The organism is Streptomyces silvae, from assembly GCF_016745505.1.
In the GTDB taxonomy this organism is placed as follows: domain Bacteria; phylum Actinomycetota; class Actinomycetes; order Streptomycetales; family Streptomycetaceae; genus Streptomyces; species Streptomyces silvae.
In genome coordinates this window covers 55,851-80,047 of the sequence record NZ_JAERUC010000081.1, presented here as the reverse complement: position 1 = coordinate 80,047, position 24,197 = coordinate 55,851, and the positions used below count along the sequence as shown (strand labels likewise).

The 24,197-nt window shown below is 71.0% G+C and carries 27 protein-coding genes and 1 pseudogene; 10 read left to right on the top strand and 18 right to left on the bottom strand.

The window, feature by feature from the left end:
* Positions 1 to 421: pseudogene (locus JKV81_RS11620) on the top strand (IS5 family transposase); the annotation flags it as partial.
* A 16-nt stretch (positions 422 to 437) separates the two neighbouring features.
* Here JKV81_RS11620 and JKV81_RS11615 read toward each other — a convergent pair.
* Positions 438 to 959, bottom strand: a complete 522-nt coding sequence (locus JKV81_RS11615; RefSeq protein WP_129260157.1) for an ATP-binding protein — start codon at positions 957 to 959, stop codon at positions 438 to 440.
* A gap of 198 nt (positions 960 to 1,157) precedes the next feature.
* On the opposite strand from JKV81_RS11615, the gene JKV81_RS11610 reads away from it, so the two are divergent.
* Together JKV81_RS11610 and JKV81_RS11605 are read left to right on the top strand one after the other, a co-directional pair.
* Complete coding sequence (locus JKV81_RS11610) at positions 1,158 to 1,394, top strand: DUF397 domain-containing protein (RefSeq protein WP_099177131.1); 237 nt, start codon at positions 1,158 to 1,160, stop codon at positions 1,392 to 1,394.
* A 107-nt stretch (positions 1,395 to 1,501) separates the two neighbouring features.
* Positions 1,502 to 2,428: a helix-turn-helix domain-containing protein gene (locus JKV81_RS11605; protein ID WP_129260158.1), complete on the top strand. Its 927-nt coding sequence runs from the start codon at positions 1,502 to 1,504 to the stop codon at positions 2,426 to 2,428.
* Between the two features lie 64 nt (positions 2,429 to 2,492).
* Here the strand turns inward: JKV81_RS11605 and JKV81_RS11600 are convergent, their stop codons facing one another.
* Complete coding sequence (locus JKV81_RS11600) at positions 2,493 to 3,308, bottom strand: SAM-dependent methyltransferase (protein WP_124279404.1); 816 nt, start codon at positions 3,306 to 3,308, stop codon at positions 2,493 to 2,495.
* 400 nt (positions 3,309 to 3,708) lie between these two features.
* Here JKV81_RS11600 and hemC point away from each other — a divergent pair, with 400 nt between their 5' ends.
* Positions 3,709 to 4,644: a hydroxymethylbilane synthase gene (hemC, locus tag JKV81_RS11595; protein WP_202075669.1), complete on the top strand. Its 936-nt coding sequence runs from the start codon at positions 3,709 to 3,711 to the stop codon at positions 4,642 to 4,644.
* A gap of 48 nt (positions 4,645 to 4,692) precedes the next feature.
* Here the strand turns inward: hemC and JKV81_RS11590 are convergent, their stop codons facing one another.
* The 6 genes from JKV81_RS11590 to JKV81_RS11565 are packed head-to-tail and all read right to left on the bottom strand — an operon-like array spanning position 4,693 to position 10,199.
* A complete protein-coding gene (locus tag JKV81_RS11590; protein WP_202075668.1) occupies positions 4,693 to 5,964 on the bottom strand; it encodes a cytochrome P450 family protein in 1,272 nt (423 codons plus the stop codon).
* Between the two features lie 58 nt (positions 5,965 to 6,022).
* Positions 6,023 to 7,261: a cytochrome P450 gene (locus JKV81_RS11585; protein WP_372444126.1), complete on the bottom strand. Its 1,239-nt coding sequence runs from the start codon at positions 7,259 to 7,261 to the stop codon at positions 6,023 to 6,025.
* Positions 7,262 to 7,290: 29 nt separating this feature from the next.
* Positions 7,291 to 7,899, bottom strand: coding sequence for a GTP-binding protein (locus JKV81_RS11580; RefSeq protein WP_202075667.1), 609 nt, complete (start codon positions 7,897 to 7,899; stop codon positions 7,291 to 7,293).
* On the bottom strand, positions 7,877 to 8,242 hold the full coding sequence (locus tag JKV81_RS11575; RefSeq protein ID WP_099177137.1) for a DUF742 domain-containing protein: 366 nt from the start codon (positions 8,240 to 8,242) through the stop codon (positions 7,877 to 7,879). Before JKV81_RS11575 ends, JKV81_RS11580 begins: the two co-directional genes overlap by 23 nt.
* Positions 8,239 to 8,646 (bottom strand): roadblock/LC7 domain-containing protein, encoded by a 408-nt coding sequence (locus tag JKV81_RS11570; protein ID WP_099177138.1) that lies wholly within the window; start codon positions 8,644 to 8,646, stop codon positions 8,239 to 8,241. The genes JKV81_RS11575 and JKV81_RS11570 overlap by 4 nt, the downstream gene beginning before the upstream one ends.
* 2 nt (positions 8,647 to 8,648) lie before the next feature.
* The gene (locus tag JKV81_RS11565) at positions 8,649 to 10,199 is read right to left on the bottom strand and encodes a sensor histidine kinase (protein ID WP_202075666.1); all 1,551 of its coding nucleotides are present in this window, start codon (positions 10,197 to 10,199) and stop codon (positions 8,649 to 8,651) included.
* 588 nt (positions 10,200 to 10,787) lie between these two features.
* Between JKV81_RS11565 and JKV81_RS11560 the strand changes: the two genes are divergently transcribed.
* Both JKV81_RS11560 and JKV81_RS11555 read left to right on the top strand, forming a co-directional pair.
* On the top strand, positions 10,788 to 11,231 hold the full coding sequence (locus tag JKV81_RS11560; RefSeq protein WP_129260162.1) for an SRPBCC family protein: 444 nt from the start codon (positions 10,788 to 10,790) through the stop codon (positions 11,229 to 11,231).
* A 46-nt stretch (positions 11,232 to 11,277) separates the two neighbouring features.
* On the top strand, positions 11,278 to 11,664 hold the full coding sequence (locus tag JKV81_RS11555) for a VOC family protein (RefSeq protein ID WP_202075664.1): 387 nt from the start codon (positions 11,278 to 11,280) through the stop codon (positions 11,662 to 11,664).
* On the opposite strand, the gene bla is transcribed toward JKV81_RS11555, so the two are convergent.
* A complete protein-coding gene (gene bla, locus JKV81_RS11550) occupies positions 11,652 to 12,617 on the bottom strand; it encodes a class A beta-lactamase (RefSeq protein WP_202075676.1) in 966 nt (321 codons plus the stop codon). The genes JKV81_RS11555 and bla overlap by 13 nt on opposite strands.
* Positions 12,618 to 12,854: 237 nt before the next feature.
* Here bla and JKV81_RS11545 point away from each other — a divergent pair, with 237 nt between their 5' ends.
* Together JKV81_RS11545 and JKV81_RS11540 are read left to right on the top strand one after the other, a co-directional pair.
* Positions 12,855 to 13,622, top strand: a complete 768-nt coding sequence (locus JKV81_RS11545; RefSeq protein WP_202075661.1) for a class I SAM-dependent methyltransferase — start codon at positions 12,855 to 12,857, stop codon at positions 13,620 to 13,622.
* Between the two features lie 94 nt (positions 13,623 to 13,716).
* Complete coding sequence (locus JKV81_RS11540; protein WP_129260165.1) at positions 13,717 to 14,106, top strand: thiol-disulfide oxidoreductase DCC family protein; 390 nt, start codon at positions 13,717 to 13,719, stop codon at positions 14,104 to 14,106.
* 16 nt (positions 14,107 to 14,122) lie between these two features.
* Here JKV81_RS11540 and JKV81_RS11535 read toward each other — a convergent pair whose 3' ends face one another.
* The gene (locus JKV81_RS11535; protein WP_124279415.1) at positions 14,123 to 14,671 is read right to left on the bottom strand and encodes a tellurite resistance TerB family protein; all 549 of its coding nucleotides are present in this window, start codon (positions 14,669 to 14,671) and stop codon (positions 14,123 to 14,125) included.
* A gap of 147 nt (positions 14,672 to 14,818) precedes the next feature.
* Here JKV81_RS11535 and JKV81_RS11530 point away from each other — a divergent pair, with 147 nt between their 5' ends.
* On the top strand, positions 14,819 to 15,613 hold the full coding sequence (locus JKV81_RS11530) for an MBL fold metallo-hydrolase (RefSeq protein ID WP_202075659.1): 795 nt from the start codon (positions 14,819 to 14,821) through the stop codon (positions 15,611 to 15,613).
* A gap of 125 nt (positions 15,614 to 15,738) precedes the next feature.
* Positions 15,739 to 16,191, top strand: coding sequence for a spore-associated protein (locus JKV81_RS11525; protein WP_129260167.1), 453 nt, complete (start codon positions 15,739 to 15,741; stop codon positions 16,189 to 16,191).
* Positions 16,192 to 16,343: 152 nt separating this feature from the next.
* Here the strand turns inward: JKV81_RS11525 and JKV81_RS11520 are convergent, their stop codons facing one another.
* From JKV81_RS11520 to yhfZ, 8 genes are all read right to left on the bottom strand, one after another.
* Entirely contained in the window at positions 16,344 to 17,585 is a 1,242-nt protein-coding gene (locus tag JKV81_RS11520; protein WP_124279418.1) for a phosphopentomutase, read from the bottom strand.
* 10 nt (positions 17,586 to 17,595) lie between these two features.
* On the bottom strand, positions 17,596 to 18,759 hold the full coding sequence (locus tag JKV81_RS11515; RefSeq protein ID WP_202075657.1) for an alanine racemase: 1,164 nt from the start codon (positions 18,757 to 18,759) through the stop codon (positions 17,596 to 17,598).
* Positions 18,760 to 18,761: 2 nt separating this feature from the next.
* A complete protein-coding gene (locus JKV81_RS11510) occupies positions 18,762 to 19,877 on the bottom strand; it encodes an aminotransferase class V-fold PLP-dependent enzyme (RefSeq protein ID WP_202075651.1) in 1,116 nt (371 codons plus the stop codon).
* A gap of 1 nt (position 19,878) precedes the next feature.
* Positions 19,879 to 20,835 carry a phosphotriesterase family protein gene (locus JKV81_RS11505; RefSeq protein ID WP_202075650.1) on the bottom strand — a complete coding sequence of 319 codons (957 nt, stop codon included), beginning with the start codon at positions 20,833 to 20,835 and terminating at the stop codon, positions 19,879 to 19,881.
* Positions 20,836 to 20,880: 45 nt separating this feature from the next.
* Positions 20,881 to 22,215, bottom strand: a complete 1,335-nt coding sequence (locus JKV81_RS11500; RefSeq protein ID WP_202075649.1) for a YhfT family protein — start codon at positions 22,213 to 22,215, stop codon at positions 20,881 to 20,883.
* 43 nt (positions 22,216 to 22,258) lie between these two features.
* The gene (locus JKV81_RS11495; protein WP_202075646.1) at positions 22,259 to 22,615 is read right to left on the bottom strand and encodes a DUF2620 domain-containing protein; all 357 of its coding nucleotides are present in this window, start codon (positions 22,613 to 22,615) and stop codon (positions 22,259 to 22,261) included.
* A gap of 68 nt (positions 22,616 to 22,683) precedes the next feature.
* A complete protein-coding gene (locus JKV81_RS11490) occupies positions 22,684 to 23,070 on the bottom strand; it encodes a transcriptional antiterminator (RefSeq protein WP_202075644.1) in 387 nt (128 codons plus the stop codon).
* 97 nt (positions 23,071 to 23,167) lie between these two features.
* The gene (yhfZ, locus tag JKV81_RS11485; protein ID WP_202075642.1) at positions 23,168 to 24,106 is read right to left on the bottom strand and encodes a GntR family transcriptional regulator YhfZ; all 939 of its coding nucleotides are present in this window, start codon (positions 24,104 to 24,106) and stop codon (positions 23,168 to 23,170) included.
* Between the last annotated feature and the right edge of the window lie 91 nt (positions 24,107 to 24,197).

Genomic DNA, 24,197 nt, shown 5'->3' with positions numbered 1-24,197 from the left:
GCCGCGGCCGTCCGCTCGGCTTTGTCGTCACAGGCGGCAATGTCAACGACTGCACCCAGCTCGAGCACGTCCTCCAGCAGGTCAAGGTCTCCCGCCAGGGCCCGGGGCGACCGCGCACCCGCCCGGGCCATCTCCTGGGCGACAAGGGTTACAGCTCCCGGAAGATACGCAGCTACCTGCGAAAACGCGGTATTCCGCAACCATTCCCGAGCGCGCCGACCAGCGGGCGAACCGGCGTCGGCGCCGCAGCAACGGGGGCAGACCACCCGCCTTCGACACCGAACGCTATAAACAGCGCAACGTCGTCGAACGCTGCTTCAACGCCCTGAAGCAGTACCGGGCCATCGCCACCCGCTACGACAAGACCCGCGAATCCTACGAAGCGGCCCTCACCATCGCGTCACTCCTGATGTGGATCTGATCTTTCAAAACACGCCCTAGCCCGCGGGTGCGACCGGGATCCGCGCCCACACGGTCTTGCCCGCACCGGAGGGCTGTGACCACCCCCAGGAGCTGCTCAGGGCGTCGATGATGCGCAGGCCACGGCCGCGCTCGACGGAGTCGTCCGCCCGGCGCAGTACGGGCACGGCGGGGCTCGGGTCGTTGACCGCGCAGACCAGCGTCCCGTCCTGACAGGCGAGGCCGAGCCGGGCCGCCGGCCGCCCCGGGTGCTGCGCGGCGGGCGGCAGCCCGTGGCAGACCGCGTTGCTCACCAACTCCCCGGCGACAAGGGTGATCTCGTCCGCGCACGCGTGCAGTCCCCAGTCCGCGAGCGCGTCGCGGACGAACGCGCGTGCCTCCCGCAGACTCTCCGGATCCGCGCCCAGGCCGCGCGTGGTGAACCCCGGGGCACCGATCCCGAGATCCCGCGCCAGCTCCTCGTGCGGATCCGTGCCGCCTCCTGCCGGACCGGGGGCGGGCGCTGCCGCTCCGTGACGTGGCGTGCTCTCCGCGTACATGAGCGCTGATCACTCTCCGCTGAAGGCTGGTCAGGGGTGCCGTGGGGGCCGGATGACCACTAGTATCCTCGCCGTCCGCACCCACCGTGCAATTGCATCCGGAATTGCACCCAAGGGTGTGACCAAGGGACACCTGTTCACCCGGCGCGGGTGCCTGACTCACCCGGAAGCGTCAGCGCAACGAAAAGGACGGACCGCATGCAGCACATCGACAACGGCGTTCCCGCCAACTCCCTGACCGGCGTGGAGTGGAAGAAGAGCCATCACAGCAATCCCAGCGGGAACTGTGTCGAGATGGCGCTTCTGCCCGGCGGATCCGTGGCCGTACGCAACTCCCGTTTTCCCGAAGGGCCGGCCCTCGTCTACACCGAGGACGAGGTGCGCGCGTTCCTCGCGGGCGTCAGGGACGGCGACTTCGACACGATGACCCCCTGAAGACGCGGCAGGAGGGCTGAAAAAGCACGGCACTCTCGCATCGACCGGGCCGTGGAGGGGCTCCTGATGGCACACTGGCGTCACGACGCCCGTCCTCAGGAGTCCGCATGCCCGGCATCGAACCGCTTCAGCCGTCACGGAAGCCGACGCTCACCCCGGCCACGGGGGCAAGCCCGACAGCGCTGCGGCTGGTTCTCGGCGCGCAGTTGCGGCGGATGCGGGGCGAGGCGGGTATCACCCCCGAAGTCGCCGCCGACCGGATCCGGTGCTCGACGGCGAAGATCAGCCGAATGGAGACCGGGCACTCGCCGTGCAAGGAGCGCGACGCCGCCGACCTCCTCGAACTCTACGGAGTGACCGACCCCGCCAGGACGGCCGAGTTCATCGACCTGGTGCGCAAGGCCGGGCAGCGCGGCTGGTGGCGCACCTACGCCGATGTGCTGCCGGACTGGTTCGAGCCCCTGGTGGGCCTCGAGGAGGCCGCGGCGTCCATCCGTACGTACGAGGGGCACTACGTGCCGGGGCTGCTGCAGACGGCCGACTACGCGTACGCGGTGGTCCGCTCCGGGCACGCCCTCGAATCGGAGGACATCACCCGGCGCCGTGTCGAACTGAGGCTGCGGCGGCAGCAGTTGCTGGAGCGACGGGACGCGCCGAAGCTCTGGGTGCTGCTGGACGAGGCGGTGCTGATGCGCCCGACGGGCGGCGCCCGGGTGATGCGTGAGCAGCTCGCCCATCTGCTGGAGATGACGGAACTTCCCCATGTGATCGTGCAGGTGGCCCCGTTCGAGGTGACCGCCCACACGTCCCCGGGCAACGGGATCACCTATCTGCGCTTCGCCGTCGAAGGGCTTCCCGACGTCGCGTACATCGAGCACCTGACCAACGCCACGTCGGTGAACAAGCAGGAGAGCACGGACGAGTACCGCTGGATCCTGGACTCGCTCAGCGCCCAGTCACCGAGCCCGGCCGCGAGCAGGGACCTGCTGTGGGAGGCCCTCAAGCGCTACGGCGGAGGCGGCCCGGTCGTGTGACCCGCCTCCCGCGCCCCGCCGGGGCGGCGTCGATCCGACCGCCCCGGCGCCAGGCGTCAGGTCATCACCACTTACGGGCGACGCCGCCGAACTCGATCCATTCGCGGGTCGCCTGCTTCGGCGCCAGGTCCGAGTCGGGCCGCCACGTCGAGACCTCCACCAGACCCGGTTCCAGGATGTCCAGGCCCTCCAGGAACGTGTGCACGTCCGCCTGCTGACGCACCCGCCCCCACTGGTCGCCGGTGCTCTTCGCCATGAAGTCCGTGACGAAGTCGCGGGTCGCCGCGTCCTCGCTCACGAGCTGGCACACCACCAGGAAACTCCCGGGAGCCAGCCGGGCCGCCGTACGGCGCACCAGGTCGGCCGGGTCGTCCCTGTCGGGGATGCAGTGCAGTACGGAGACGAAGAGGGCGGCCACCGGCTCCTCGAAGTCGATGAGCCGGCGCACCTCCGGGTGGCCGAAGATCCCCTCGGTGTCCCGCATGTCCGCCTGGATGACCGCGGTGCGGTCGTTCTCCTCCAGTATGGCCTTGCCGTGCGCCAGGACGATGGGGTCGTTGTCTATGTAGACGACCCGGGAGTCGCGGTCCACGAGCTGGGCGACCTGGTGGACGTTGTCCTGCGTCGGGAGCCCTGATCCGTGGTCGATGAACTGACGGATCCCGTACTCCGACGCCAGGTGGTGCACGACACGCCGCAGGAACCTGCGGTTGTTCACCGCCAGGACCTTGGTGCTCGGAACATGCTCCAGGAGCTGCTCACATGCCACCCGGTCGGCGGGGTAGTTGTCCTTGCCGCCCAGGTAGTAGTCGTACATCCGCGCGACGCTCGGCACGTTCACGTCGATGTTCTTCGGAATGGAGGTGTCCCCGTTGCTCATCCAGCCCTCGCGGTTCTCGGAGAGAGAAGTCGGTGTCCGTGAGGGGCCATGCTAGGGATCTCTCCGGGTGGCTGACAGTCCTCGGGGGAGTGAGGCAAGGCCGCAGGGTCCCGAATCGGCCACCCGGGGCCGCGCGCCGGGCGCCGCAGGACCCGGTACCGCCCCGCCCGTGCGGTACTTCGAGCCGACAGGATGTCAACTCTGCCTGCTGAAAGACCTATTGTCGCTCTGCGTACGGAGTGGAGGGCCCACCCGTACGCCACGCGGAGCACCCTTCCAACGCGGCTGGAAATCGACGGCAACCGTACCCCCGCCGGTCCCACCGCGGCGGCCCTGGAGGAGGCATCCCGCACCGCGTCGCAGGAACGCCGTACGGGGCCGGCGGTCTATCCTGTGAGCCATGTCCGCCCCTGAGCTGATCCGCATCGTCTCGCGCGACTCACCCATGGCCCTGGCCCAGGTCGAACGCGTCAGGGCCGAACTCGCGGCCCACAACCCCTCCATCGCCACCGAGGTCGTCCCCGTCCGGACCACGGGCGACAAGTGGATGGGTGACCTGTCGAAGGTCGAGGGGAAGGGCGCCTTCACCAAGGAGGTCGACGCCGCCCTGCTCGCCGGCGAGGCGGACCTGGCCGTCCACTGCGTCAAGGACATCCCCGCCGACCGCCCGCTCCCCGCCGGTACGACGTTCGCCGCGTTCCTGGAGCGCGACGACATCCGCGACGCCCTCGTCCACCCGGACGGGCTCACACTCGACCAGCTCCCCGACGGCGCACGCGTCGGCACCTCATCCGTCCGCCGGACAGCACAACTCGCCGCGTCGCACCCCCACCTGAACTGCGTCCCGTTCCGCGGCAACGCCAACCGGCGGCTGGCGAAGCTCGCCGCGGGAGAGGCCGACGCACTCCTCCTGGCCGTCGCGGGCCTCCACCGCATCGGCCGCCCCGACGTCATCAGCGACATCCTCTCCCCGGAGACGATGTGCCCGCCCATCGGCGCGGGCGTCCTCGCCCTGCAGTGCCGCGAGGACGACACACGGACCATCGACGCCGTGAGTGTCCTCAACCACCCGGGCACCTACCGGGAGGTCACAGCCGAGCGCATGTTCCTCCACGTCCTCCAGGGCCACTGCAACTCACCGATCGCCGGGTACGCCACCTCGCACCGCAACGGAGACCTCTCGCTGCGCGCCTGCGTGTTCACCCCCGACGGCAAGACCGTCCTCAACGCCCACGAGTGGGCCGGCCCTCTCGACCCCGCCACCCTCGGCACCTCCGTCGCCGTCGCCCTGCTGCGCCAGGGCGCACGCGAGCTGATCGACACCATCGCCCACTGACCCCGGGGCCCGCGGCCCGGCGGTTTTTGTCCGCCGGGCCGCACCCGCTCAGGTGCCGAGCCGGACCGGCAGCGTCGAGGAACTGTTCGAGAACAGGGACGGCACCGCGATCAACTCGTCGGGGTCGACGGCCAGCGACAGGCCCGGGTACCGCTCGAACACCGAAGGCAGGGCCAGCGCGGCCTCCAGCCGGGCCAGCGGCGCACCGAGACAGAAGTGCGGGCCGTTGCTGAAGGCCAGATGCCTGCGCTGCTCCCGGGTGATGTCGAACCGGTCGGCGTCCTCCCCGTGCTGCCGCACATCACGCCCCACCGCGCTGAACGGAGCCATGATCGCCTCGCCCTTCGGGATACGCACCCCCGCGATCTCCACATCCTCCAGGGGATAACGGAAGGGGAAGTTCCCGATCGGCGCGTCCCAGCGGAGCGTCTCCTCCACCACGTCCGACCAGACGTCCGCGTCCCCCCGTACGGCGATCTCCCGCTGACCGGGGTGGGTCAGCAGGGCCCGTACGGCATTGGTGATCAGGCTCAGCGTGGTCTCCTGCCCCGCCGACAGCATGAGCAGCAGGGTGCCCACCAGTTCCTCCTCGCTCAGCGAGTCGGGGTCGGCGGCCCGGGCCGCGATCAGTGCGCTGGTGAGGTCGTCGCCGGGGTCGCGCCTGCGGCCCTCGACCACCCTGGCCAGCAGCTGGTACTGCTCGATCTGGCTCGCGGTGACCTCCTCCGGCGTCAGGTCGGAGCGGAAGATGTTGTCCATCAGCTCCTGCAGCCGGGGACGTTCGTCCGCGGGCACCCCGAACAGCTCGCAGATGACCTGCATGGGCACGGGGTGCGCGAAGTGCCTGCGGAGGTCGACGCTGCCGTCCGTGTCCGCGTGTGAGGGCAGCTCGTCCAGCAGCTCGTCCACGATCTGCTGGATACGGGGACGCAGCGCCTGGACCCGGCGCGGGGTGAAGGTCTGCGTGACGAGCTTGCGCAGCCGGCGGTGCTCCTGCCCGTCCGACGTCACCATGTTGGTGACCTTCACCATGCCGATGAGGGGCCAGCCGTCGGATATCTCCTCCCGGATGATGGCGTTCCAGTTGCGCCAGTCCTTGCTGAAGCGAGGGTCGGTGATCATCTCGTTGAGCAGGGCGTGGTCCGTCACCGACCAGGCCATCACGTCCCCGGGCAGCAGGACCTTCACCACGGGACCCAGCTCACGGAGCCTGGCGGCCTCGCCGTGATGGTCCTTCCCGTGGGGATCCAGGGCGACGACGGGGATCCGGTCCTCGGCCGGGGACCGGTCCTCGTCGGCGGAGTTCGTCTGTGACGTCATAGCGGTCTGCTCCTAGTCTCAGGACCCGCCGCGCGGCGGACCTGTCGGATGCGGCAGTTCACCGGCCTGCCCCGCCGGGGGTACGGGCCGGTATGCGGGCGGCGGAGAACTCCGCCGGCAGTGCGACCGGAACCCTGGTCCAGGGGGAGGGGCGCCAGGCCAGCTGCTCCGCCGGGACGGCGAGCCTCATGTCCGGCAGCAGGTTCAGGGCTGTCTGCACCGCCGTACGCGTGATCAGCCGTGCGGGCACCTGGGCCGGACACACATGCGGACCCGAGGAGAACGCCAGGTGCGAGCGGTTGCCCCAGCCCTCCTCCGCGCCGTCGGGCCTGACGTCCGGATCGTCGTTGGCCGCGGCGTGCCCGAGGATCAGGCAGTCGCCCCGCCGGATGTACCGGCCGCCGAGCTCGGTGTCATGGAGCGCGTACCGGGCGGGCATGTTGTTCATCGGCGGATCGCGCCACAGCGCCTCGTCCAGCGCGTCGTCCACCCCGAGCCGGCCGCCGTGCAGGCGCGCGGCGAAACGCGGATCCGTGAGCATGAGCCGCAGGGTGTGCGAGATCCACGCCGTCACGGTCTCGTTCCCGGCGGAGATCATCACCACGATCGACTGGAGACGCTCCGCCTCGTTGTGCAGGTTCGGGTGATCGATGAAGACCGTCGTCATGTCGTCGGTGGGATTCCGGCGGCGCTCACGCACGGTGTCGAGCAGGATCTGCTCGAAGTCGCGATTGCCCGCCTGGGAGTCGTCCGCGCTGCCGAACAGGGCGATGAGAGCGTCCAGCAGCTCCCGGCCCTCCGTGCTGTCCAGGCCGAACAGCGAGGCGAGCGACAGCATCGGGACGATCGTCGCGTACTCGTTGACGAGATCGGCGCTGCCCCGCTCGGAGAACGCCGCGATCAGCTCCGTGCACAGCGCCTCGACCTCCCGGCGGACCCTGCGCTGATCCATCCGCGCGATCCCGTCGTCCAGAGGCTTGCGCAGCCGGCGGTGCTCGGGACCGTCGGCCCCGATGACATTGGCCCGCCACCCCATCATCGGGATGAGCCCCGAGTGCGGGGACACGACGCCCTCGTTCAGATCACGCCAGTTGCGCGCGTCCCGGGAGAAGATCTGCTCCTGCCGGGTGATCGTCAGCAGTTCCCGGTACCCCATCACCAGCCAGGCGCGGACACCCGGTTCGAGCTCCACCTCCGCGACATTGCCCCACTGCTCGCGGAGTTCCCGGTAGACGGCCCGCGGATCGGGCGAACCGACCACGGAGGGCAGCGACAGCGGACCACCGCCGTGCCGCACATGGGCCGGGCACCCCGGCGGCGGCGTACTCACGAGACCGCCTCCGAGCGCCGGGCCGCACCGAGACCCGACACGTGCTCCACCAGTGTGATCAGCGAGTCGACCGACGAGACGCGGTCACGGGCGTCGCAGAGCACGATCGGTGTCTCCGGCAGCAGATCGAGCGCACCCCGCAGCTCCTCCTCCGCGTAGCGCTCGCTGTCCGGGAACTGGTTGATCGCCACCGTGAAGGGCAGCCCGCGGATCTCCAGCTGCTCCAGGACGTCGAAGCTGTCCTCCAGCCGGCGGGTGTCGATCAGCACGAGCACACCGAGAGCACCCTCGGCCAGCCCTTCCCACAGATCCCAGAACCGCCGCTGGCCCGGCGTACCGAACAAGTACATGACGAGCCGTGAACTGAGCGTGACACGGCCGAAGTCCATCGCCACCGTGGTCGTCGTCTTCCCCTCCAGCCCGGCCAGTTCGTCGACGCCCACACTCGCCTCCGTCATCACCTCCTCGGTGCGCAGCGGTGCGATCTCGCTGACGGACCCGACGAGCGTTGTCTTGCCCACGCCGAACGCACCGACGACGAGGATCTTGACGGCCTGCTGCACCGTGTCGGGCAGATAGCGGTCAGCGGAGCCGACGGAGACCATCCAGTACCTCCTGTAGCAGTTGCTTGTCGGGCAGCGCGGCCCGCGGAACACCTGAACGCGCGGACAGATGCCCGCTGTCGACCAGGTCGGACGCCAGCACCTTCACCAGACTGACGGGCAGCCCGAGATGCGCGGCAGCCTCGACCAGCGAGAGCAGCTGCCCACACATCCGTACGAGCGCCGTCTCCTCCCTGGTCGCGGAGAGCGGGAGTGCCCGCGCGGGCTCCACGGCGACGAGCAGGGTCTCCACCCCGATCGTGTTGCGGGACGGCCGGGAACGCCCCTTCGTGATCACGTACGGCCGTAACGCACCCTCCGAGAAACCCTCTCCCGCCCCGCTCATGCGGAGCCCTGGCGCGGCGGGCTGGTGAGGTTGCGTGCTCCGATCTTCATCACCTGGGCCTGCATCTGCCTGGCCACCAGCTTCGGATCGACCACGGGCCCCGTCACGACGGCGAGATGCGCGCCGTTGGCGCTGCGCATGAACAGGAAACCGCCGTTGAACTCCACCATCTGCTGGTGCACGGTGCCGCCGTCCTCGCCGAACTCCCGTCCCAGGCCGCGGCCCAGCGACTGGAGACCCGAGCAGCTCGCCGACAGGCGGTCGGCGGAGTCACGGTCCATGCCCTCCGAGCTCGCCAGCAGCAGACCGTCCGAACTGAAGACGATGGCCTGGCGCACGCCGGGCACGGCGGCGACCTCGGAGATCATCCAGCCGCGCTGCTCCGGGTTCTCCACGTAATTCATGCTCACTTCTGTCCTTCCGAGGAATCGGGGGATTCGGAGGGGTCGTACGGGGGGTCGTACGAGGCGTGATCCGGGGAAGCGGATCCCGCCGGGGGAGGTGGGGTCCTGCTGCCCTCGAAGAACTGCTCCATCCAGTCGCCGGCGTCCTCCGGCGAACCCGGCGGGGTGACGGCGACCGGAGCCTCCTCGACGGCCGGGACGTATCCGTCCCGGCGGGACCGGCGCTGGGGGAGCCGGCGGTGGCCTGCCGGGCCGTCGGCTTCTCGCGCGGGCGGCTCGGCGGACGGCACCGGGCCATGGTCGGGCTCCGGCGCCCGGGCGGGAGGCACGGCCTCGGGGGTGGCCTCGGCCGGCACCAGGGCGGGCGGGGGAGTGGGAAGCACCCGCCCTGCCGTTCCGGCGGGCGCGAGGGTCTTCAGGAGCTCCAGCGGTACCAGGATGACCGCACGGACGCCTCCGTACGGCGACGGGCCGAGGTCGACGCCCAGACCATGGCGGTGGGCGAAGCGTCCGACGACCGCGAATCCGGTCTGCGGAATCTCACCGACGTCACCGACGCCCAGCAGACGACGCCCCGAGACGACCTCACGCGCCTCGGCCAGCCGGTACTCGTCGAGCCCCAGCCCGCCGTCGTCCACCTCGATGACCGCGCCACGCTGCACCGTACGGACCGTGACGGGCACGCTGGTCCTCGGCGGCGAGTACTCCGTGGCGTTGGCGAGCAGTTCCGCGATCAGGTGGATCAGAGGCTCGACCACCGACGCGGTGACCCCGACATCGGGATCGCCGGTGACCTCCACGCGCTTGAACGAGACGATCCGGCCCGAAGCCGCCCGCACCACGTCGACCAGGGCCAGGGGCTTCTGCCACTGCTGACCTGGCCACTCGCCGCACAGCACCTTGAGGCTCTGGGCGTGCCGGGCCTGCTGTGTCGCCGCATGGTCCACCTGCATGGTGGCCTCGAGGAGATCCGCGTCGGACGGGTGGCGCTCCGCCACACCCGAGACCGTCGCCTGGATCCGGTGCGCCGAGGTCTGGACCCGGCTCGCCAGCTCGACCAGCGCGATCCGCTGCGACTCCTCACGGTCGTCGACGAACTCGGACACATCGGCGAGGAGCCGGTCGTACCACTTGGCGAGTTCGACGGCCAGCGGCTCCTCGCTCTCCGGGGACGGCGGGATCTCGCCCCGGCCGAGCGCGGCGGGCACCCGCTCCGCCACGAGGAATTCCGCCTCCTGGAGCGCCGCCTCCGCCTGGGTGCGTACGTACGCGTGCCAGTCCGCGTCACGGCGGGTGGCCTCCTCCTCCCGCTCCCGTATCTCGGCGCGCAGACGCGCGGCTTCGGCCACGGAGGCCAGATGCTGCTTCCGCAGGGGGACCAGCAGGGCGAAGACCAGCAGGGAAGCCGCGGAGAAGGCCACGGCCGCACCGATGCCGAGCCCGGCGACCGGCACGACCGCCGCCGCGAGCGCCACGAAGGCGACGACCAGAGCCACCGCCCACAGGCTGCTGCTCCTACGGGGTTTGACGGGGGACGTGGGGGGACGAGCCATGGGAGACCTTCGAGTCGGTGATAAGTCGGTGCCCGGGGGACCTGGGGCTTCGGACATCAGGCGACGTGCGGCGGGGGGAGGACCGGGCGAGCGGCGCCGGACCGCGAGGGCCCGGGCGTTCCGTGGGCGTCGCCCCGGTTCGACTTCGTGTACATGAGAGGAACCACTCCTGCACCAGAGGTTGTTCAAAGATCGTATCTCCCCCACAGCCAAGCGGAAGCTACTCGTAACTCCAACTCGGCCGGTCTCCACGACACTTGGACACGGTCGCCACAGGTCACCGCATATACAGATCTAGTCGGGCGTGCCGGAATCGCTCAACAGTCCCCGGAAGAGGAACCCGCCGCCGCTCCTTCCGGCGCCGTCCGCAAGAACCCCCGCCCGTGACCTGCGACGTCGGTCTGTCTCCCGGACCGCTCCGGCGCCGGGCGGCAGACCGCGGACGGCCGGCGGGTCCTGAGCCACCCGATTGCCCGCCGGACGTGCCCGTCCGGCTGCCGACCGGTCCCGGAGCGCGGATCCTGGAAGTCGGCGTCACTCAGGGTGTGCCACGCCGTGTGCCGCGCCCGCCGTACGAGAGGAAACCTCATGCCCCGGTTCGAGGCGACGGTCGACATCGACCGTCCTGTCGCAGAGGTGTTCGCCTTCCTGGCGGACGGCGAGAACGACAGGAAGTTCAGCCCCCGTGTCCAGGACATCGCCAAGTCCCCGGCCGGTCCGACCGCTGTGGGCACCGTCTTCCGCAGCACGGTGAAGGACGCGGGGATGACGACCCGGCGTGAGTTCCGGATCAGCGAACTCGCGGCTCCGACCCGCATCCGCTGGAACGAGCTCTCGTCGAACCTCGTGACGGCCCGGGAAGGCGGCTACGACCTGGAGCCCCTCTCGGACGGCCGGACGCGGGTGCGGATCTTCAACGACCTGGAGGGCCACGGCGTGGGCAAACTCCTCGTCGGGTTCGCCGCGGCCGCCGCACGGAAGGACGCCCCCGCCTTCGGACAGCGGATCAAGGCAGCCGTGGAAGCCTCCTGACCGAGGTACGCCGCCGCCCGGCACCGGCCCCGCGTAGGGTTCGGGCATGGTGCACGTACTGAGCAGCAGGGTATTGCTGAGGCCCGCCGACCCGGAGGCCTCCCGCGACTTCTACGGACGGACGCTCGGGCTGCCCGTCTACCGGGAATTCGGCACCGGCCCCGAGCGGGGCACGGTGTACTTCCTCGGCGGAGGCTTCCTCGAGGTGTCCGGGCGTTCGGACGTACCGCCGACCGGGACCCTGCAGCTCTGGATGCAGGTCGAGGACTGCGCGGCCGCACACGAGGAGGTCGCGGGCCGCGGGGCGCGGATCCTTCGCCCGCCGCTCCAGGAACCCTGGGGCCTGATCGAGATGTGGATCGCCGATCCGGACGGCCACCGCATCGTGCTCACCGAGGTGCCCCCCGACCACCCGCTCCGCTACCGGCCCTGAGCGCTTCCCGAGGACCGGCCCGCCCGGGTGAAGGCGCCCAGCGCGACGCGCGCCGCCCCCGCGACGAGCGCGTCCTGAGGCTCCGCGTCACGGGCGTCACGGCGCGAGAACACCGCGAGGACGATCGGCGCGGAGCCGGGCGGCCGGACGACGGCGATGTCGTTACGCGTGCCGTAGCCGCCCGTGCCGGTCTTGTCGCCGACCACCCATCCGGCAGGAGCACTCGCGCGGATGAGGGCGTCACCGGTGGTGTTGCGCTCGAGCCAGTCGTTCAGCACGGCCCGCGCGTCCGCGCCGAGAGCACCGCCGAGCGCGTAGGCGCGCAGATCGGTGGCCAGGGCGCGGGGCGTACTGGTGTCGCGGACATCGCCGGGCGCGGCCTCACTGAGATCGGGCTCGATGCGGTCGCACCGGGTGGTCCGGTCGCCGAGAGCGACGAGCGCGTCCCGCAGGCCACCGGGGCCTCCGAGCTCCTGGAAGAGGAGATTGGCCGCGGTGTTGTCGCTGTGGCGGACGGCGGCGTCGCACAGTTCGCGGACTGTGAGCCCCGTGTCCACATGCTGCTCCGTGACCGGGGAGTTGGCGACGAGATCACCGGGGCCGTACCGGACGCGCCGGTCGAGCTGCGGCAGCGTGTACGTCTTCAGCAGGGCACCCGCCAGAAGCGCCTTGCAGGTCGAGGCGTAGGCGAAGCGCTCGTCCGGACGGTGGGTGACGGTCAGACCGCTTCCGGTGTCGACCGCGTACACGCCCACCCGGGCGTCGAACTTCTGCTCCAGCTCACCGAACGCCTGCTCCCTCCGGCGTACGGCCTCCTCGGACGGGGACGGCGACGGCCCGGAGGCGGCCGGCGGTGCGGCGTCAGGGGCGGCCGAGTCGCACCCGGCGAGCGGGAGGGCCACGAGACCGGCCAGCGTGGAGAGCGCGGCACGACGGGGGAGAGGGGTGGGCACGAAGATGACGGCTTCCTGGTCCGGGGGTGCTGCCGACACCTGTCCGCGCGGTGAGCGCCCCCGGAGAGCCCGGGATGTGCAGGGCGTACGGCGCGGCCGACAGCGTTCTGGCGCCCCAGACTAGGGCGGGCGCGCCCGTTCACCACCGAGGCACCGGCCGTGTCGCCGCCCCGGCCTCACTGCGCGAGCCGGAACGAGGCGTGCCGTGAGGCGGAGCCTTGTGCCAGGATGCCCGGCATGGCCGTCCGTGCGCGAACCTTCGGAGCGATGGCGGAAGCGTACGAACGGTTCCGGCCGGGGTACTCCGTGGAGCTCTTCGACCTGATCACGGCATACGCGGGCCGGCCCCATCGGACCGCCCTCGAGATCGGCGCCGGTACGGGCAAGGCCACGCGCCTGTTCGCCCGGCACGGTGTCGCGGTCACCGCCACCGAGCCCGACGGGGCGATGCTCGCCGAACTGCGCAAGCGGCTGCCGTCGGGCGTCAGGACGGTGCGGGCCGCCTTCGAGGATCTGCGGCCGGACGAGACGTACGGGCTGGTCTTCGCGGCGGCCGCGCTGCACTGGACGGCCCCGGAGGGCCGGTGGTCACGCATGGCTGCGCTCCTGGAGCCGGGTGGGGTGTTCGCCTCGTTCGGCGGGCCGATCCAGCCGGCCGATCCGGCCGTGGAGGAGGCTGTGCGCGCCGCGCGGGCGCCGTACCTGGAGAGCGACGGGGTGCCGTCGCCGGACGGGACACCTCCGGACCATGCCATGCAGTGGCCGGGTACGGAGCTCCGGCGGTCCGAGTGGTTCACCGGAGTCCAGCAGTCCGTGATCGAAAGGCGTCTGACCATGAGCGCCTCCGACTACGTCGGCCATCTCTCGACCGTCTCCGCCTATCTCGTGCTGCCGGCCGGCGAGCGGGCGCAGGTGTTCGGCCGGATCATGCGGGTCCTGCCGGAGACGGTCGAGATCGACGCCGACCTCACGGTCCACCTCGCCCGTCGGCGGCGCACACCGTAGGACCTCGCGCGCGAAGCCTCCGAAGACGTCGACGGCTTCCGTCCGCGCGCCGGGGCGCGGACGGCACCGCCCTGCTGTGCGGCATGATGAGGTCATGCGAACGCGACCTGTGCTCATCTACGACGGCGACTGCGCTTTCTGCACCTCGTCCGTCAGGTTCGTGGAACGGCACATCAGGCCGAGGTGCGAGATCACCCCGTGGCAGTTCGCGGAATTGGACTCCTTCGGTGCCACCCGGGAGCGAGCGGAGTACGAACTGCTCTGGGTCACCCCCTCCGGAGCGATCCACGGCGGCGCGCAGGCCGTCGCCAAGCTGCTGCTGAGCGCCGGAAGAGGCTGGGCCGTCCCGGGCGCGCTGCTGACCCTGCCTCCGCTCCGCCAGCTCGCCCACGGTGTCTACCGGCTCATCGCGAACAACCGTGAGCGGATGCCGGGCGGCACGCCTGCCTGCGCCCTCCCCGCGGACCGCCGGCCGCAGATCTAGGCCCCGTCCCCTCCGCTCAGAGCTGGAACTCCGCAGGGGACAGACCCAGCGCCGTGCACGCCTCCCGAAGGATCAGGTGCTCGGCCTGGGAGAAGTCGCCGTCGGCGCCGGCGACGACGATGCCGGTCTGCACGACCGCCCTCGCCTCGGCCGGCTTCTTGGACGTCTTGGCGATCTCCTGCAGGGCATCGGCCTTGCCCTGCGGGAAGTTGAGAGCGAGCTGGTCCACGTGCTTGTTGAAACGCTGGCGCAGCTGCTCCGGCGGGAAGTTCTGCAGGACGTCGTTGCCGAGGATCATCGATTCCACGTGCGCACGCTCGGCCGGGTCCACATGGCCGTCCGCCGCGGCGACCAGGGCGCACATCGCCATACTCGCGTCCCGGTAGGCGCCGCTCTTCAGCTCCGCCTTGAGCGAGGTGAGCTGCGACTTGAGCGTGCTCACCAACTGGGCGCGCGCACCGCCGCCGGATCCCCGCCCACTGCTCCGTCCGGCCGTCGACCCGCGTGCTCCCTGGGACTGCTGGAGAGTCCTGGCCTGATCCTTGAGCCGGTCCCACACTGCCATCGACGTCACCTCGGTCTTCGTCTGAGTGGTCGTTCACGAGCCTGTGCGCTCATCCGGTCAACGGGCCGTCCCGGGTAAAGGTTCCGCAAAATGACCCAGGGCCGGAAGTCGCCGATGAGTCCGGATCGGGCGCTCTAGACTCCGCGCATGTCCAGCGACCACCACCTCCAGCTCACCGTCCTGGGTTCCGCGACGCCCTACGCGAGCGTCGACAACCCCTGTTCCGGCTACCTGGTGTCCGGCGGTGGCACCCGGATCTGGGTGGACGCGGGCAGCGGGACCCTGGCCCAGCTCCAACGCCATCTCCGTCTCGACGAGCTCGACGCCATCTGGATCTCGCACCTGCACGCCGACCACAGCGCCGACCTGCTCACCGCCTACTACGCCGCCCTTCACGCGGACATCCAGCTCGCCGCGCCCATCCCGCTGTACGGACCGCCGGGCATCGCCGAACGGCTGGCGCACTTCCTCACCCACACCGCCACACGCAGCCCGGTGGAATCCGCCTTCGCCGTGCACGAGTTGCACGACGGGCACCGGGCGCGCGTCGGAGCGCTCACCCTGACCAGTCGTGAAGTGGCGCACGGAATGCCTGCCTTCGCCGTGCGCATCGAAACGGCGGGTGCCTCGCTCGTCTACTCCGGGGACACGGCGCCCTGCCCGGGTCTCGTGGAACTCTCCCAAGGCTGCGACGTGCTGCTGTGCGAGGCCGAGAGCGCCCAGCCGCCCGCCGAGGGGGACCAGGTGCACCACACGCCCGAGGACACCGGGGACACGGCGGGCGCGGCCGGGGCGCACCGGCTGATCGTCACCCACGTCGGGCCCTTCCTGACGCCCGAGCAGGCGGTGGCACGCGCCTCGGCCCGGTTCGAAGGGCCCGTCGCGTACGCCGCCCCCGGGGCCACCTTCCCGATCGGACAGGACACCTCCGCCCCAGCCTGACCGGCCGCCCCGATACACACATGCGACCCTTCCGTACCTCTGCGTGGATGCGGTGCAACCATCCGTGCCGTTCGGCGGTCACATCAAGTGGGAGCAAACAGCTCTCAGGGACACAAGGGGGAAATATGAGAATCGTTCGTAATGTCGCGGCTGTCGGGGCAGCAACCGCGCTCGCGGTCGGCGGCACGGTCGCGTTCGGCGCGACGACCGCCTCCGCCGCGCCGAACGTCACACCGCAGGGGGTCTGCGGCAAGGCCTACAAGACAGTGAACTCGGTACCTGTCGGCTCGCTGGGCACCGTGTACCTGACGTACAACTCGGCCAACGGCAAGAACTGCGTCGCGACCATCCGCACCAACCCGGGCTCGGCCAAGCCCATGTCCACGTACATCTACGTCCCCGCCACCGACGACTGGGCCGGGGACGACGGCAACTTCACCTCGTACGCGGGCCCGGGCTACGTGTACGGCAAGGGCTACTGCGTGAGCTGGGGCGGAAGCATCGCCAACGTGTACGTGTCGGTGGACAACTCCAACTGCGCCTCGCTGAAGGAGCAGCGCACCACCGAGATCCGCTGATCCCCCTCGCCGCCCTCAGTACGTTCTCTCACCCACACCGGTACGGGCGCGCTCCCCACTGAGCCGCAGCGGGGGAGCCGTCCCGTGCCGTGATCAGCCGCGGGCCCGGCAGGAACGTCTGCCGGGCCCGCGCCGCATGTCGTGGCAGAGGTTCAGGCCGCGCGGCGGCCGGCGTGCAGGGGCGAGCCCCCGGCCAGCTCCTCCGGATCCAGAGCCAGCGACAGCGCGGCGGTGGCGCCGACGTCGGCCAGACTGCGTGCGTCCGGCAGGAGCTCGACCCCGCTCGTGCCGGGCCGGTGGATCAGCACCGGCACGTACTCCCGGGTGTGGTGCGCGTGGCCGATCGTGGGGTCGTTGCCGTGGTCACCGGTGACGATCAGCCGGTCGCCCGGTTCCCCGAGCAGCGCCGCGAGCCCGGCGAGCCCCGCGTCCACCCGCTCCAGCAGCCGCCCGTACCGCGCGGTGTCCTGCTGATGCCCCGCCAGGTCCGTCTCCTGCACGTTCGCCACCACCAGGGCGTCGCCCCCGGCACGTACCGCCTCCAGGGTGTGGGACAGGACATCACCGGTGTCCACGGCCGGATGGCGCTCCGCCGCCTCGCACACCAGGATGTCGGCCGCCTTGCCCACCAGGGTGACCGGGATGCCGGCCCGGGCGGCCAGGCCGGGGAGCTGGCGGGTGTGGTCCAGGGGAGCGCCCAGGTGCTGCACCTGGAGGCCGCCGTTGCGGTAGAAGCCCGTGGCCGGGGTGTCCAGCCCGACCGTGCCCCCGTCCCCGGGGCGCACGAAGGAGGGCAGCGGACCGTCCGCGTGCCCGCCGACCGCGATGACACGGGCGACCGGGGCTACGGAGCGGACGGTCCGGGCGATCGCGAGGATCCCTCCCGGCCCTTCGAACGGCAGGTCGTCGAGGCGGCCTGACGCGTTCCAGTTGATCCCCGGATCCGCCTCCAGGTTGTCGTGCACCAGTACGGCGCCGTCGACGACCAGCAGCGGCTTCCCGTCGGCCCGTTCGGCCCGGTGACCGGCGGCCCGGAGCGCGTCGGTCACCTCGTCGAGGTGATCGGCGAGCCGTGCCACCGTCACCCGGCTGAAGTCCGCGCCCATCATCGTCTGGTGGCCCGCGAAGGTGTCCGCACCCGGATAGCCGAGCGCCGCCCGGCCCGCGGCCACCGGCAGATGCGTACGGCGTGCCAGGTCCGGATGCGGATGGACCAGCCCGAGCCCCAGCGCCCCCAGCATCGGCAGGCGCAGCGGCCGGCCGAACGCGGTGCGGGCGTGGTCGAGGACATGCCCGCAGGTGTCGGCGGCCAGGTCGCCGGGGCGAAGCTCGCCCGCGTCGGGCATGGCGCCGACTCCGAACCCGTCGATGACGACGATGACGGTCTTGGCCATGAGGTGCTCCTTACAGGGCTCGGCCCTGGGCGTCGTACAGGCCGTGCAGCCGCGGAGAGCCGGAGGTGGCCCCGGAGACGACGGCGACGGTCGAACGGGTGACGAAGATCTGGGTGCGGAAGGCGAACAGCGCTGTGTCACCGACGCGGACGTCCGCGCCTTCGGCGGGCGCGTCGAGCAGCCGGTAGTAGTCGATGTTCTCGGCGGGGGAGTCCCGCACGCCCAGCCGGGCGCCGGTACGCGGCAGAAGGGCGCTGCGGATGTGGGAGCGGGCGTAGAACCCGCCGCCGTACACCGCCGGGCGCCCGTCGTCGAGGAAGTGGGCGACCTCGCTGACGTACACATAGGCGGGCTTCTCGGGCTGCGCCGGATCGACGGCGTGCAGCGGGGTGGTGCCGGTGAGGGCGTGGCCCGGTTCGCCGTGGGTGGCGCCCAGCTCGGCGAGCAGCGGGAGGGAGGCCATCGAGGTGGCGCTGGGTGCACTGAGCCGGAGGCCGTGGTGCCCCCGCGACTCCAGGAGTTCGCGGGCCTTCAGCGCCAGAGCGAAGTTGGGGGTGGCGGCGGGCCGGCCCGTCGACGGATCGCACAGGACGCAGGGGAAGGCGGTGACGCCTCCGATCCGGATCCCCTCCAGCGCTTCGGCGGCCTCGGCGAAGACGTCCAGCCTGGAGAGCGGTACGCCGCCCTCCTGGCCGGGGTACACCGAACCGTCGGCGCCCTCGATCCGGATCAGGACGTCCTGGACGAAGCCCAGCTCGAGCGCCGCGTCGGAGACCGCACGGGCGTTGGCCTGATCGAAGACGGTGACGGTCTCCGGTCGGTGCGACAGCACCTCGGGCAGCGCACGGCGCGGGATCTGGACGAGGTGGCCCACGTTGCCGGGACGAGCTCCGGCGGCCCGCAGGGTGCGGGCCTCGGCCAGGTCGATGGCGGCGGAGCGCGGGATGTGCCGGGCGATGGCCCGGATCAGCTCGGGGTTGCGGCCGAGCTGCTTGACGACGAACCAGAGCCCGACGCCGAGCCGTTGCGCCTCGGCCGCCAGCAGCGCGGCGTTCTCCTCGACGGCGTCCAGGTCCATGACATAGGTGTCGGGCGGGATCGCGCCGTCCCGGTGGAGGGCGGCCGCGGTGTCGACGAGCCCGGGGTTACGGGTGATCAGGGTGTCGAGAAACACGGTCAGTGGTCCTTCTGGTCGTCCAGGGCGGCGAGCGAGCTGCGCAGGATGCCGATGACGAGGTCCGCGCCGGCCCGCATCGGATTGATGCGCACGGTCCAGTCGGCCAGCTCGGGGGAGTCGTCCAGGGCGGAGCTGGACATGCGGTAGAAGAGCGGGGCGATCTCGTAACGGGAGTTGGAGCCGACGGGGTACGGGGCCGCTCCGAAACGGGCCGCCACGGCGGGCAGCTCGCGGGCGACGGGGCGGTCCAGACGGACGAGGAGACAGCGGTCCTGGGCGTTGGCGACGCGCACCTCCGCGACGCCCTCCACCTCTCCGGCCGCCAGCCGTTCCGCGACCTCGGCACCGACGCGGGACTGCACGGACCACATGACGGGGACGTGGGTGAGGGCGCGCAGGGCGTCGAGCGCCTGGTGGCCCTGGACCTGCCCGCCGCCCGAGTAGTTGTCCCCCCGGATGTGCGCGACGAGATCCCGGGCCCCGACGACCATGCCGACACCCTCCGGCCCGTGCAGCTTGAACAGGGAGAAGCAGGAGGCGTCGGCGCCCAGCTCGACCCCGGCGGCCGGGGTGCGCATCACCGCGTAGTTGTCGTCGACGATCGTGCGGACCCCGGCCGCCCGGCAGGCCGCGAGGACCTCGGCCGGGTCGTAGGAGTCCGCGAGCCGTTGCCTGGTGTGCTGGACGTACGCCCACCGGAACTGCCCGGACGCGAGGGCCTCCTGGAGAGCCGCGGGGTCGTTGAAGTCCACCTCGACGGTCCGCACGCCGATGCCCCGCAGGGTGACCTCGGTCGTGCGGTAGACCGGGGCGCGGTGGATGAGCAGCGGGTCACCGGCCCGGACGGCGGCGTTGAGCGCGGCCCGGATCGCACCCGTGCCGGCGCCCTGCACGAAGGCGGCGTCCTCGGCTCCGAAGAAGTCCGCGAGGACGGCCTCGACGCGCGCGGTGGTGCGTGGACGGCCCAGGCCGGGGACCACGCCGGCGTCGGCCGAGAAGAGCTGAGGCCCCTCGAAGTGGGCGGCGGTGGCCTCCAGAAGCCGGAACTGCCGCGCGACGGCGTCCTCCAGGGGGACCGTCGCCAGCGGGAAGGTCCGTGGCAGTACGGGGCTCATGTCAGTTGTCCTCCTCGCTCGCCCCGGTCAGGAAGCGCAGCGGATTGCGGCGGGTCAGCAGATCGATCACACCGTCGTCGGCGCCCGCCGCCCGGAGCCGGGGAAGGAAGCTCCGGAACAGGTGGCCGTATCCCTGGCCCCCCTCGTCCAGGAGGTAGCCATGGCGGGAGATGTCGCAGCTGAGCAGTACGCGGTCGGCGTGTCCGGCCTCCAGAAGGGTGAGCAGCAGCTCCAGCCGGTCCCGGTCGCTGCGGTACGCCGACTTGCCCACGGTGTCGAAAGCGACGTACGCCCCCCGCGCCGCGAGCTCCCGGTGGACACCCGGGTCGTCGAGCAGGTCCTGGTGGCCGATGCTGATCCGGTGCGCCGGCAGGCCCTCACCGGTGAGCAGCTCCAGCTGGGCGGGCCCGCCCCGGCCGAGCTGCGCATGGGTGGCGACGGAGAGCCCCGTGGCCAGCGCGGCCCGCGCCCCCGCCCGGAGCACCTTGGCCTCGGCAGCGGTCGGAACGTCGCCGTGGCTGCCGATCTCGCCGAGGACACCCGGCAGCACACCGCTCGCGCCGATGCCGCCCTCGGCCTCGCGGACGAGGAGACCGGCGAGCTGCTCCACATCGCCCACCTCGGTCTCCGGCGTGTGGAACGGCTCGTAGTACCAGCCGGTGGCCGCGACGACGGCCACCCCGGCGTCCCGCGAGATCCTGGCCAGGGCCCCGGCATCACGGCCCATGCCCCGGCAGGTCAGCTCGACGACGAGCGAGAGCTCGAACTCCTCACGCAGTGAGGCCAGTTCGGCGGTCACCGCAGCCGAGTGGTGCTCCGGATGGAGGACGGCAGCGCCGTCGCCCAGGCGGTCCAGATCGAGGACGAGGTGCTCGTGCGCGAGAACGGGACCGCGTACGGAGGCGGCGGGCAGCTCTCCGGTGACGGTGCGCAGGGTGCGTGGTGCGGGGCGGTTCATCGTGGGGGTCCCTCTCTCGTACGGCCCGGTCCTGTCCCGGAGTGGTCAGCCCTTGAGCGGGGTGAACAGGTCGAGCCAGTACAGGATGTTGAGGACGATGCCCCCGACGATCACGGCCGCGGGAGCGGCGGCCATCCTCACGACCGGCCGGCCCATCGCCTCGTTCAGCAGGTAGAGACCGCCGACGACGAGGATGCCGAGCCCGCCTCCCATGGCGTTCGCGGCCATCAGCGACCCGAAGAGGATCGCCAGCTGGAGGGTGTCCCCGATGGCACTGCGCAGGTGCTCGGACGAGTCCCGCACGCTGGGCAGCTTGCCGAGTATCCGGCCGATCCAGGAGAGCGCCAGGACCTCGACGGCGAACACGACTGCGCCGACCACGGCCGCCAGGAACGGGTTCGGCATGAGGTAGCCGATCGGGTACACCAGCGTGAACCCGGCGATCCCGTACGCGCCGGAAGCCAGCGCGGTCGTCGCGATGAGCGGGATGAAGCCGAACACCCGGTAGAAGTCCACCTGGGCCGCTTCGGAGTACTGCCCCTTCGCGATCAGGAAGCTGGTCGCCTCCCCGCCGCCGAATATGTGCATCTGGGCGAGCACACAGACCCCGGCCCCCAGCACCATGAACAGCGGCAGATACCTGCGCAGACGGGCCGCGCTCGCGCTGAAGAGGGAGGCCATCGGATCGTCCTGCGGGACCTCCTCGACGACACCCGCTGTCCGGTCCGCCCGGCGCTGCCTGACGTCCTTGGAGACCGCCAGTCCGATGAGCATCAGCACACCGGCCGCCATGGCGAGCGCCCCGGCGAACATGTTCGGCCAGAGCTTCATGGTCATCACGACGAGGACCAGTTCGAGGCCGCCCGCGACACCGCCCCACCTACGGCCGAACTGCTTGGTGATGGCGAGCACCGGGAACAGCGTGAAGAGGAAAAGGATCGGCGTCGACATCTGCTGCATCGCGGTCAGGAAGTCGACCGGCAGGTCGTGCGCCACGTTGTTCGCGCCGTTCAGCCCGAACACGACGACGGCCCCCCAGGCCGCACCGAGAATCGGCGCGAGCCACTTCTTCGGCGACAGCATCCCGAGGATGTCGGTGGGCAGGAAGACGAGCCACGGATTCAGCACACCGGTGGAGAGCGCCATCGGCGCGCCGAGCCCGAAGATGAACCCCGCGGAGAGACCGAAGGAGACAGCCGTCGTCGCGCTGCGGGTGGTGCGCCCCTGGATGAAGTCCAGCAGGAAGGGACGTACGCCGTCGTTGAAGACGGCCAGGGCCATGTGCGAGATGTAGGCCGTCAGCGCACAGAGGGCGATCACGGTCAGTTGCTGGGCCAGCGTGAAGTCGAGGCTGGTACCGGCGGCGAGTGTGGTGCTCACGAGTCACTCCTTGGTGCCCGGGACGATGCGAGGATGCTGCGGGTCAGCCGCGGGCAGCGATGGCGCGCGCCATCATGGGGGCGATGGCGTCGATCTGGTCCATCGAGAAACCGAAGACCTTCTTGCCGTCGGCGAGCAGGGCGGAGATCTCGTCCTCGGTGGGCACGCTCCGCCCGAAGGTGTGGCAGGCGGCGCTGCCCATGAGACCGACGAGCACGCCCAGCGACGCGCCGGCGCCGGTGTGACAGGTGCCCACGTAGTAGTCGGCCTGGCCGACCCTGAGCTTCATCGCGGCGTCCATGTCGCTGGAGGGGACGACGTCGAGCGCGTCGATCCCGAGCCTGCCGATGGCCCGGGTGACCTCGACCTTGCCGACTCCACCGGTGAGGATCTTCGTCATCGCTGTTCTTCTCCCTGTATCAGGTCGTGCGCGGGGTGAGAGATGTCCGTACAGCCGGATGCGGCCGGTCAGGGCGTGGATGGGGAAGGGGGCTGCTGGGCGAGGACGGCCAGGTGCATGCCGAGGAAGTTGACCTCCGACTCGGGAAGCGCCGCCCCCAGCTGCCGCTCCGCGCGCACCGAGACGGCGCGGGCCCGGGCGACGGCACCGGGATGCCCGGCGAGCTCGGCGGCGACCTGGTCGTCGGTGAGGAACTGCTCGATCGGCTCCCCGTCCAGCAGACGGCCGAGCGCCATCATCAGATGGCTGGTGAGCATCCCGGCCGTAGCCTCGGTGACGGTGAGACCCTCGGACTCCAGCGAGGTCAGTTCGGCGGTGACGAAATCAGCGACCTCGGGCCTGACCTGACCGCCCTCGCGGAAGAGCTGGAGCCGCAGTGCGAGCTGGTCGTCCATGGTGATCCTCCTAAAATCAACAGTAACCAGGATTCTGTATTTTGAGGACGGGCGACGCTCCGGAAAAGTGAGACTCCGGTCACCGGCCCGCCGCCGGTCAGTAGGAGGGGATGCGCTCACCCCTCAGGACCTCACCCTGCAGCCGGGTCACCAGCGACAGATCGAGCGAGGTGCGGATCGCGGCCAGCGCCGTCATCCCGTCGGACCGGCAGATCACCGCGGCACTGGAGTTGCGCAACGCCAGCTCCCGGGTCACCTCGTCACCGAGCGGCAGTACGTCGACGCCGAGCCCGATCCGGTCCTGCGCCTCGTCGAGATTCCACACCGTCGCGTCCACCTCGTCACGGGAGAACAGGTCGGGCAGCTGCATGTACGAGGCCTCCCGCCACTCGATGTCCTCCCGGCCGGCGAAGACCCGCTCCACGAGCATCCGCAGATCCTCCGAGGTGTGGTCGATGGCCACCCGCAGACCCGGCGCCCGGAGATCGGCTCCCCTTCGTACGAGCATGCCGTGAGCACCCACATAGGTGGCGGGCCCGAGGTCCGCCACCAGCTCCACAGGGTGCTCCGCGATCAGCTGGTCGGCGGCGAAGCGTGACAGGACGACCAGGTCGACCTTGCCTTCCAGCAGCGCCGCGGTCCGGGCTCCGGCACCCCGCATGAAGGTCACGGCGAACGGCGCGCCCGCCTCCTCGAAGGCGCCACGCAGCCCGGTCGCCAGACCCTCGTACCGACGGGAGTAGGGGAGCGGCATCGCGGCGAGGAGGGTGCCCAGCCCGGACAGCCGCCACAGGATCGTGCGGTCCGAGCGGACGAGGAACGTGCCGAGGTGGCCCCGGGCGGTCGTCGAGATCGCCCCGGACTGCTCCAGCAGCTGAAGAGCCGCCTGGACCGTGCCGTTCCCACAGCCCAGCTGCTCCGCGAAGTCCCGCACGCGGGGCAGCCGGGTCTCCGGCTCGTGATGCAGGAGCACGGCGGCCAGCTGCCGTGCGGCGAGGCCGTTACGCGTGAGGAAGCGGGCATCCAGGTCGTTCACAAATCAAACAGTAAACAGGATTCTGGATATTGACAAGGATCCGTCGACGGGGGATTCCGGGCCCGGCGGGCGGCCCGTCCCGGGCACCGGA

Coding starts and splice junctions, on each gene's coding strand:
- JKV81_RS11505 (WP_202075650.1), bottom strand. CDS start 20,835: ATGAACCGCCCCGCACCACGCACCCTGCGCACCGTCACCGGAGAGCTG.
- JKV81_RS11615 (WP_129260157.1), bottom strand. CDS start 959: ATGTACGCGGAGAGCACGCCACGTCACGGAGCGGCAGCGCCCGCCCCC.
- JKV81_RS11575 (WP_099177137.1), bottom strand. CDS start 8,242: ATGAGCGGGGCGGGAGAGGGTTTCTCGGAGGGTGCGTTACGGCCGTAC.
- JKV81_RS11565 (WP_202075666.1), bottom strand. CDS start 10,199: ATGGCTCGTCCCCCCACGTCCCCCGTCAAACCCCGTAGGAGCAGCAGC.
- JKV81_RS11495 (WP_202075646.1), bottom strand. CDS start 22,615: ATGACGAAGATCCTCACCGGTGGAGTCGGCAAGGTCGAGGTCACCCGG.
- JKV81_RS11580 (WP_202075667.1), bottom strand. CDS start 7,899: ATGGTCTCCGTCGGCTCCGCTGACCGCTATCTGCCCGACACGGTGCAG.
- JKV81_RS11510 (WP_202075651.1), bottom strand. CDS start 19,877: ATGAGCCCCGTACTGCCACGGACCTTCCCGCTGGCGACGGTCCCCCTG.
- hemC (WP_202075669.1), top strand. CDS start 3,709: ATGTCCGCCCCTGAGCTGATCCGCATCGTCTCGCGCGACTCACCCATG.
- JKV81_RS11590 (WP_202075668.1), bottom strand. CDS start 5,964: ATGACGTCACAGACGAACTCCGCCGACGAGGACCGGTCCCCGGCCGAG.
- JKV81_RS11540 (WP_129260165.1), top strand. CDS start 13,717: ATGCGAACGCGACCTGTGCTCATCTACGACGGCGACTGCGCTTTCTGC.
- JKV81_RS11490 (WP_202075644.1), bottom strand. CDS start 23,070: ATGGACGACCAGCTCGCACTGCGGCTCCAGCTCTTCCGCGAGGGCGGT.
- JKV81_RS11530 (WP_202075659.1), top strand. CDS start 14,819: ATGTCCAGCGACCACCACCTCCAGCTCACCGTCCTGGGTTCCGCGACG.
- JKV81_RS11525 (WP_129260167.1), top strand. CDS start 15,739: ATGAGAATCGTTCGTAATGTCGCGGCTGTCGGGGCAGCAACCGCGCTC.
- JKV81_RS11555 (WP_202075664.1), top strand. CDS start 11,278: ATGGTGCACGTACTGAGCAGCAGGGTATTGCTGAGGCCCGCCGACCCG.
- JKV81_RS11600 (WP_124279404.1), bottom strand. CDS start 3,308: ATGAGCAACGGGGACACCTCCATTCCGAAGAACATCGACGTGAACGTG.
- JKV81_RS11545 (WP_202075661.1), top strand. CDS start 12,855: ATGGCCGTCCGTGCGCGAACCTTCGGAGCGATGGCGGAAGCGTACGAA.
- JKV81_RS11560 (WP_129260162.1), top strand. CDS start 10,788: ATGCCCCGGTTCGAGGCGACGGTCGACATCGACCGTCCTGTCGCAGAG.
- JKV81_RS11520 (WP_124279418.1), bottom strand. CDS start 17,585: ATGGCCAAGACCGTCATCGTCGTCATCGACGGGTTCGGAGTCGGCGCC.
- JKV81_RS11610 (WP_099177131.1), top strand. CDS start 1,158: ATGCAGCACATCGACAACGGCGTTCCCGCCAACTCCCTGACCGGCGTG.
- JKV81_RS11570 (WP_099177138.1), bottom strand. CDS start 8,646: ATGAATTACGTGGAGAACCCGGAGCAGCGCGGCTGGATGATCTCCGAG.
- JKV81_RS11605 (WP_129260158.1), top strand. CDS start 1,502: ATGCCCGGCATCGAACCGCTTCAGCCGTCACGGAAGCCGACGCTCACC.
- JKV81_RS11535 (WP_124279415.1), bottom strand. CDS start 14,671: ATGGCAGTGTGGGACCGGCTCAAGGATCAGGCCAGGACTCTCCAGCAG.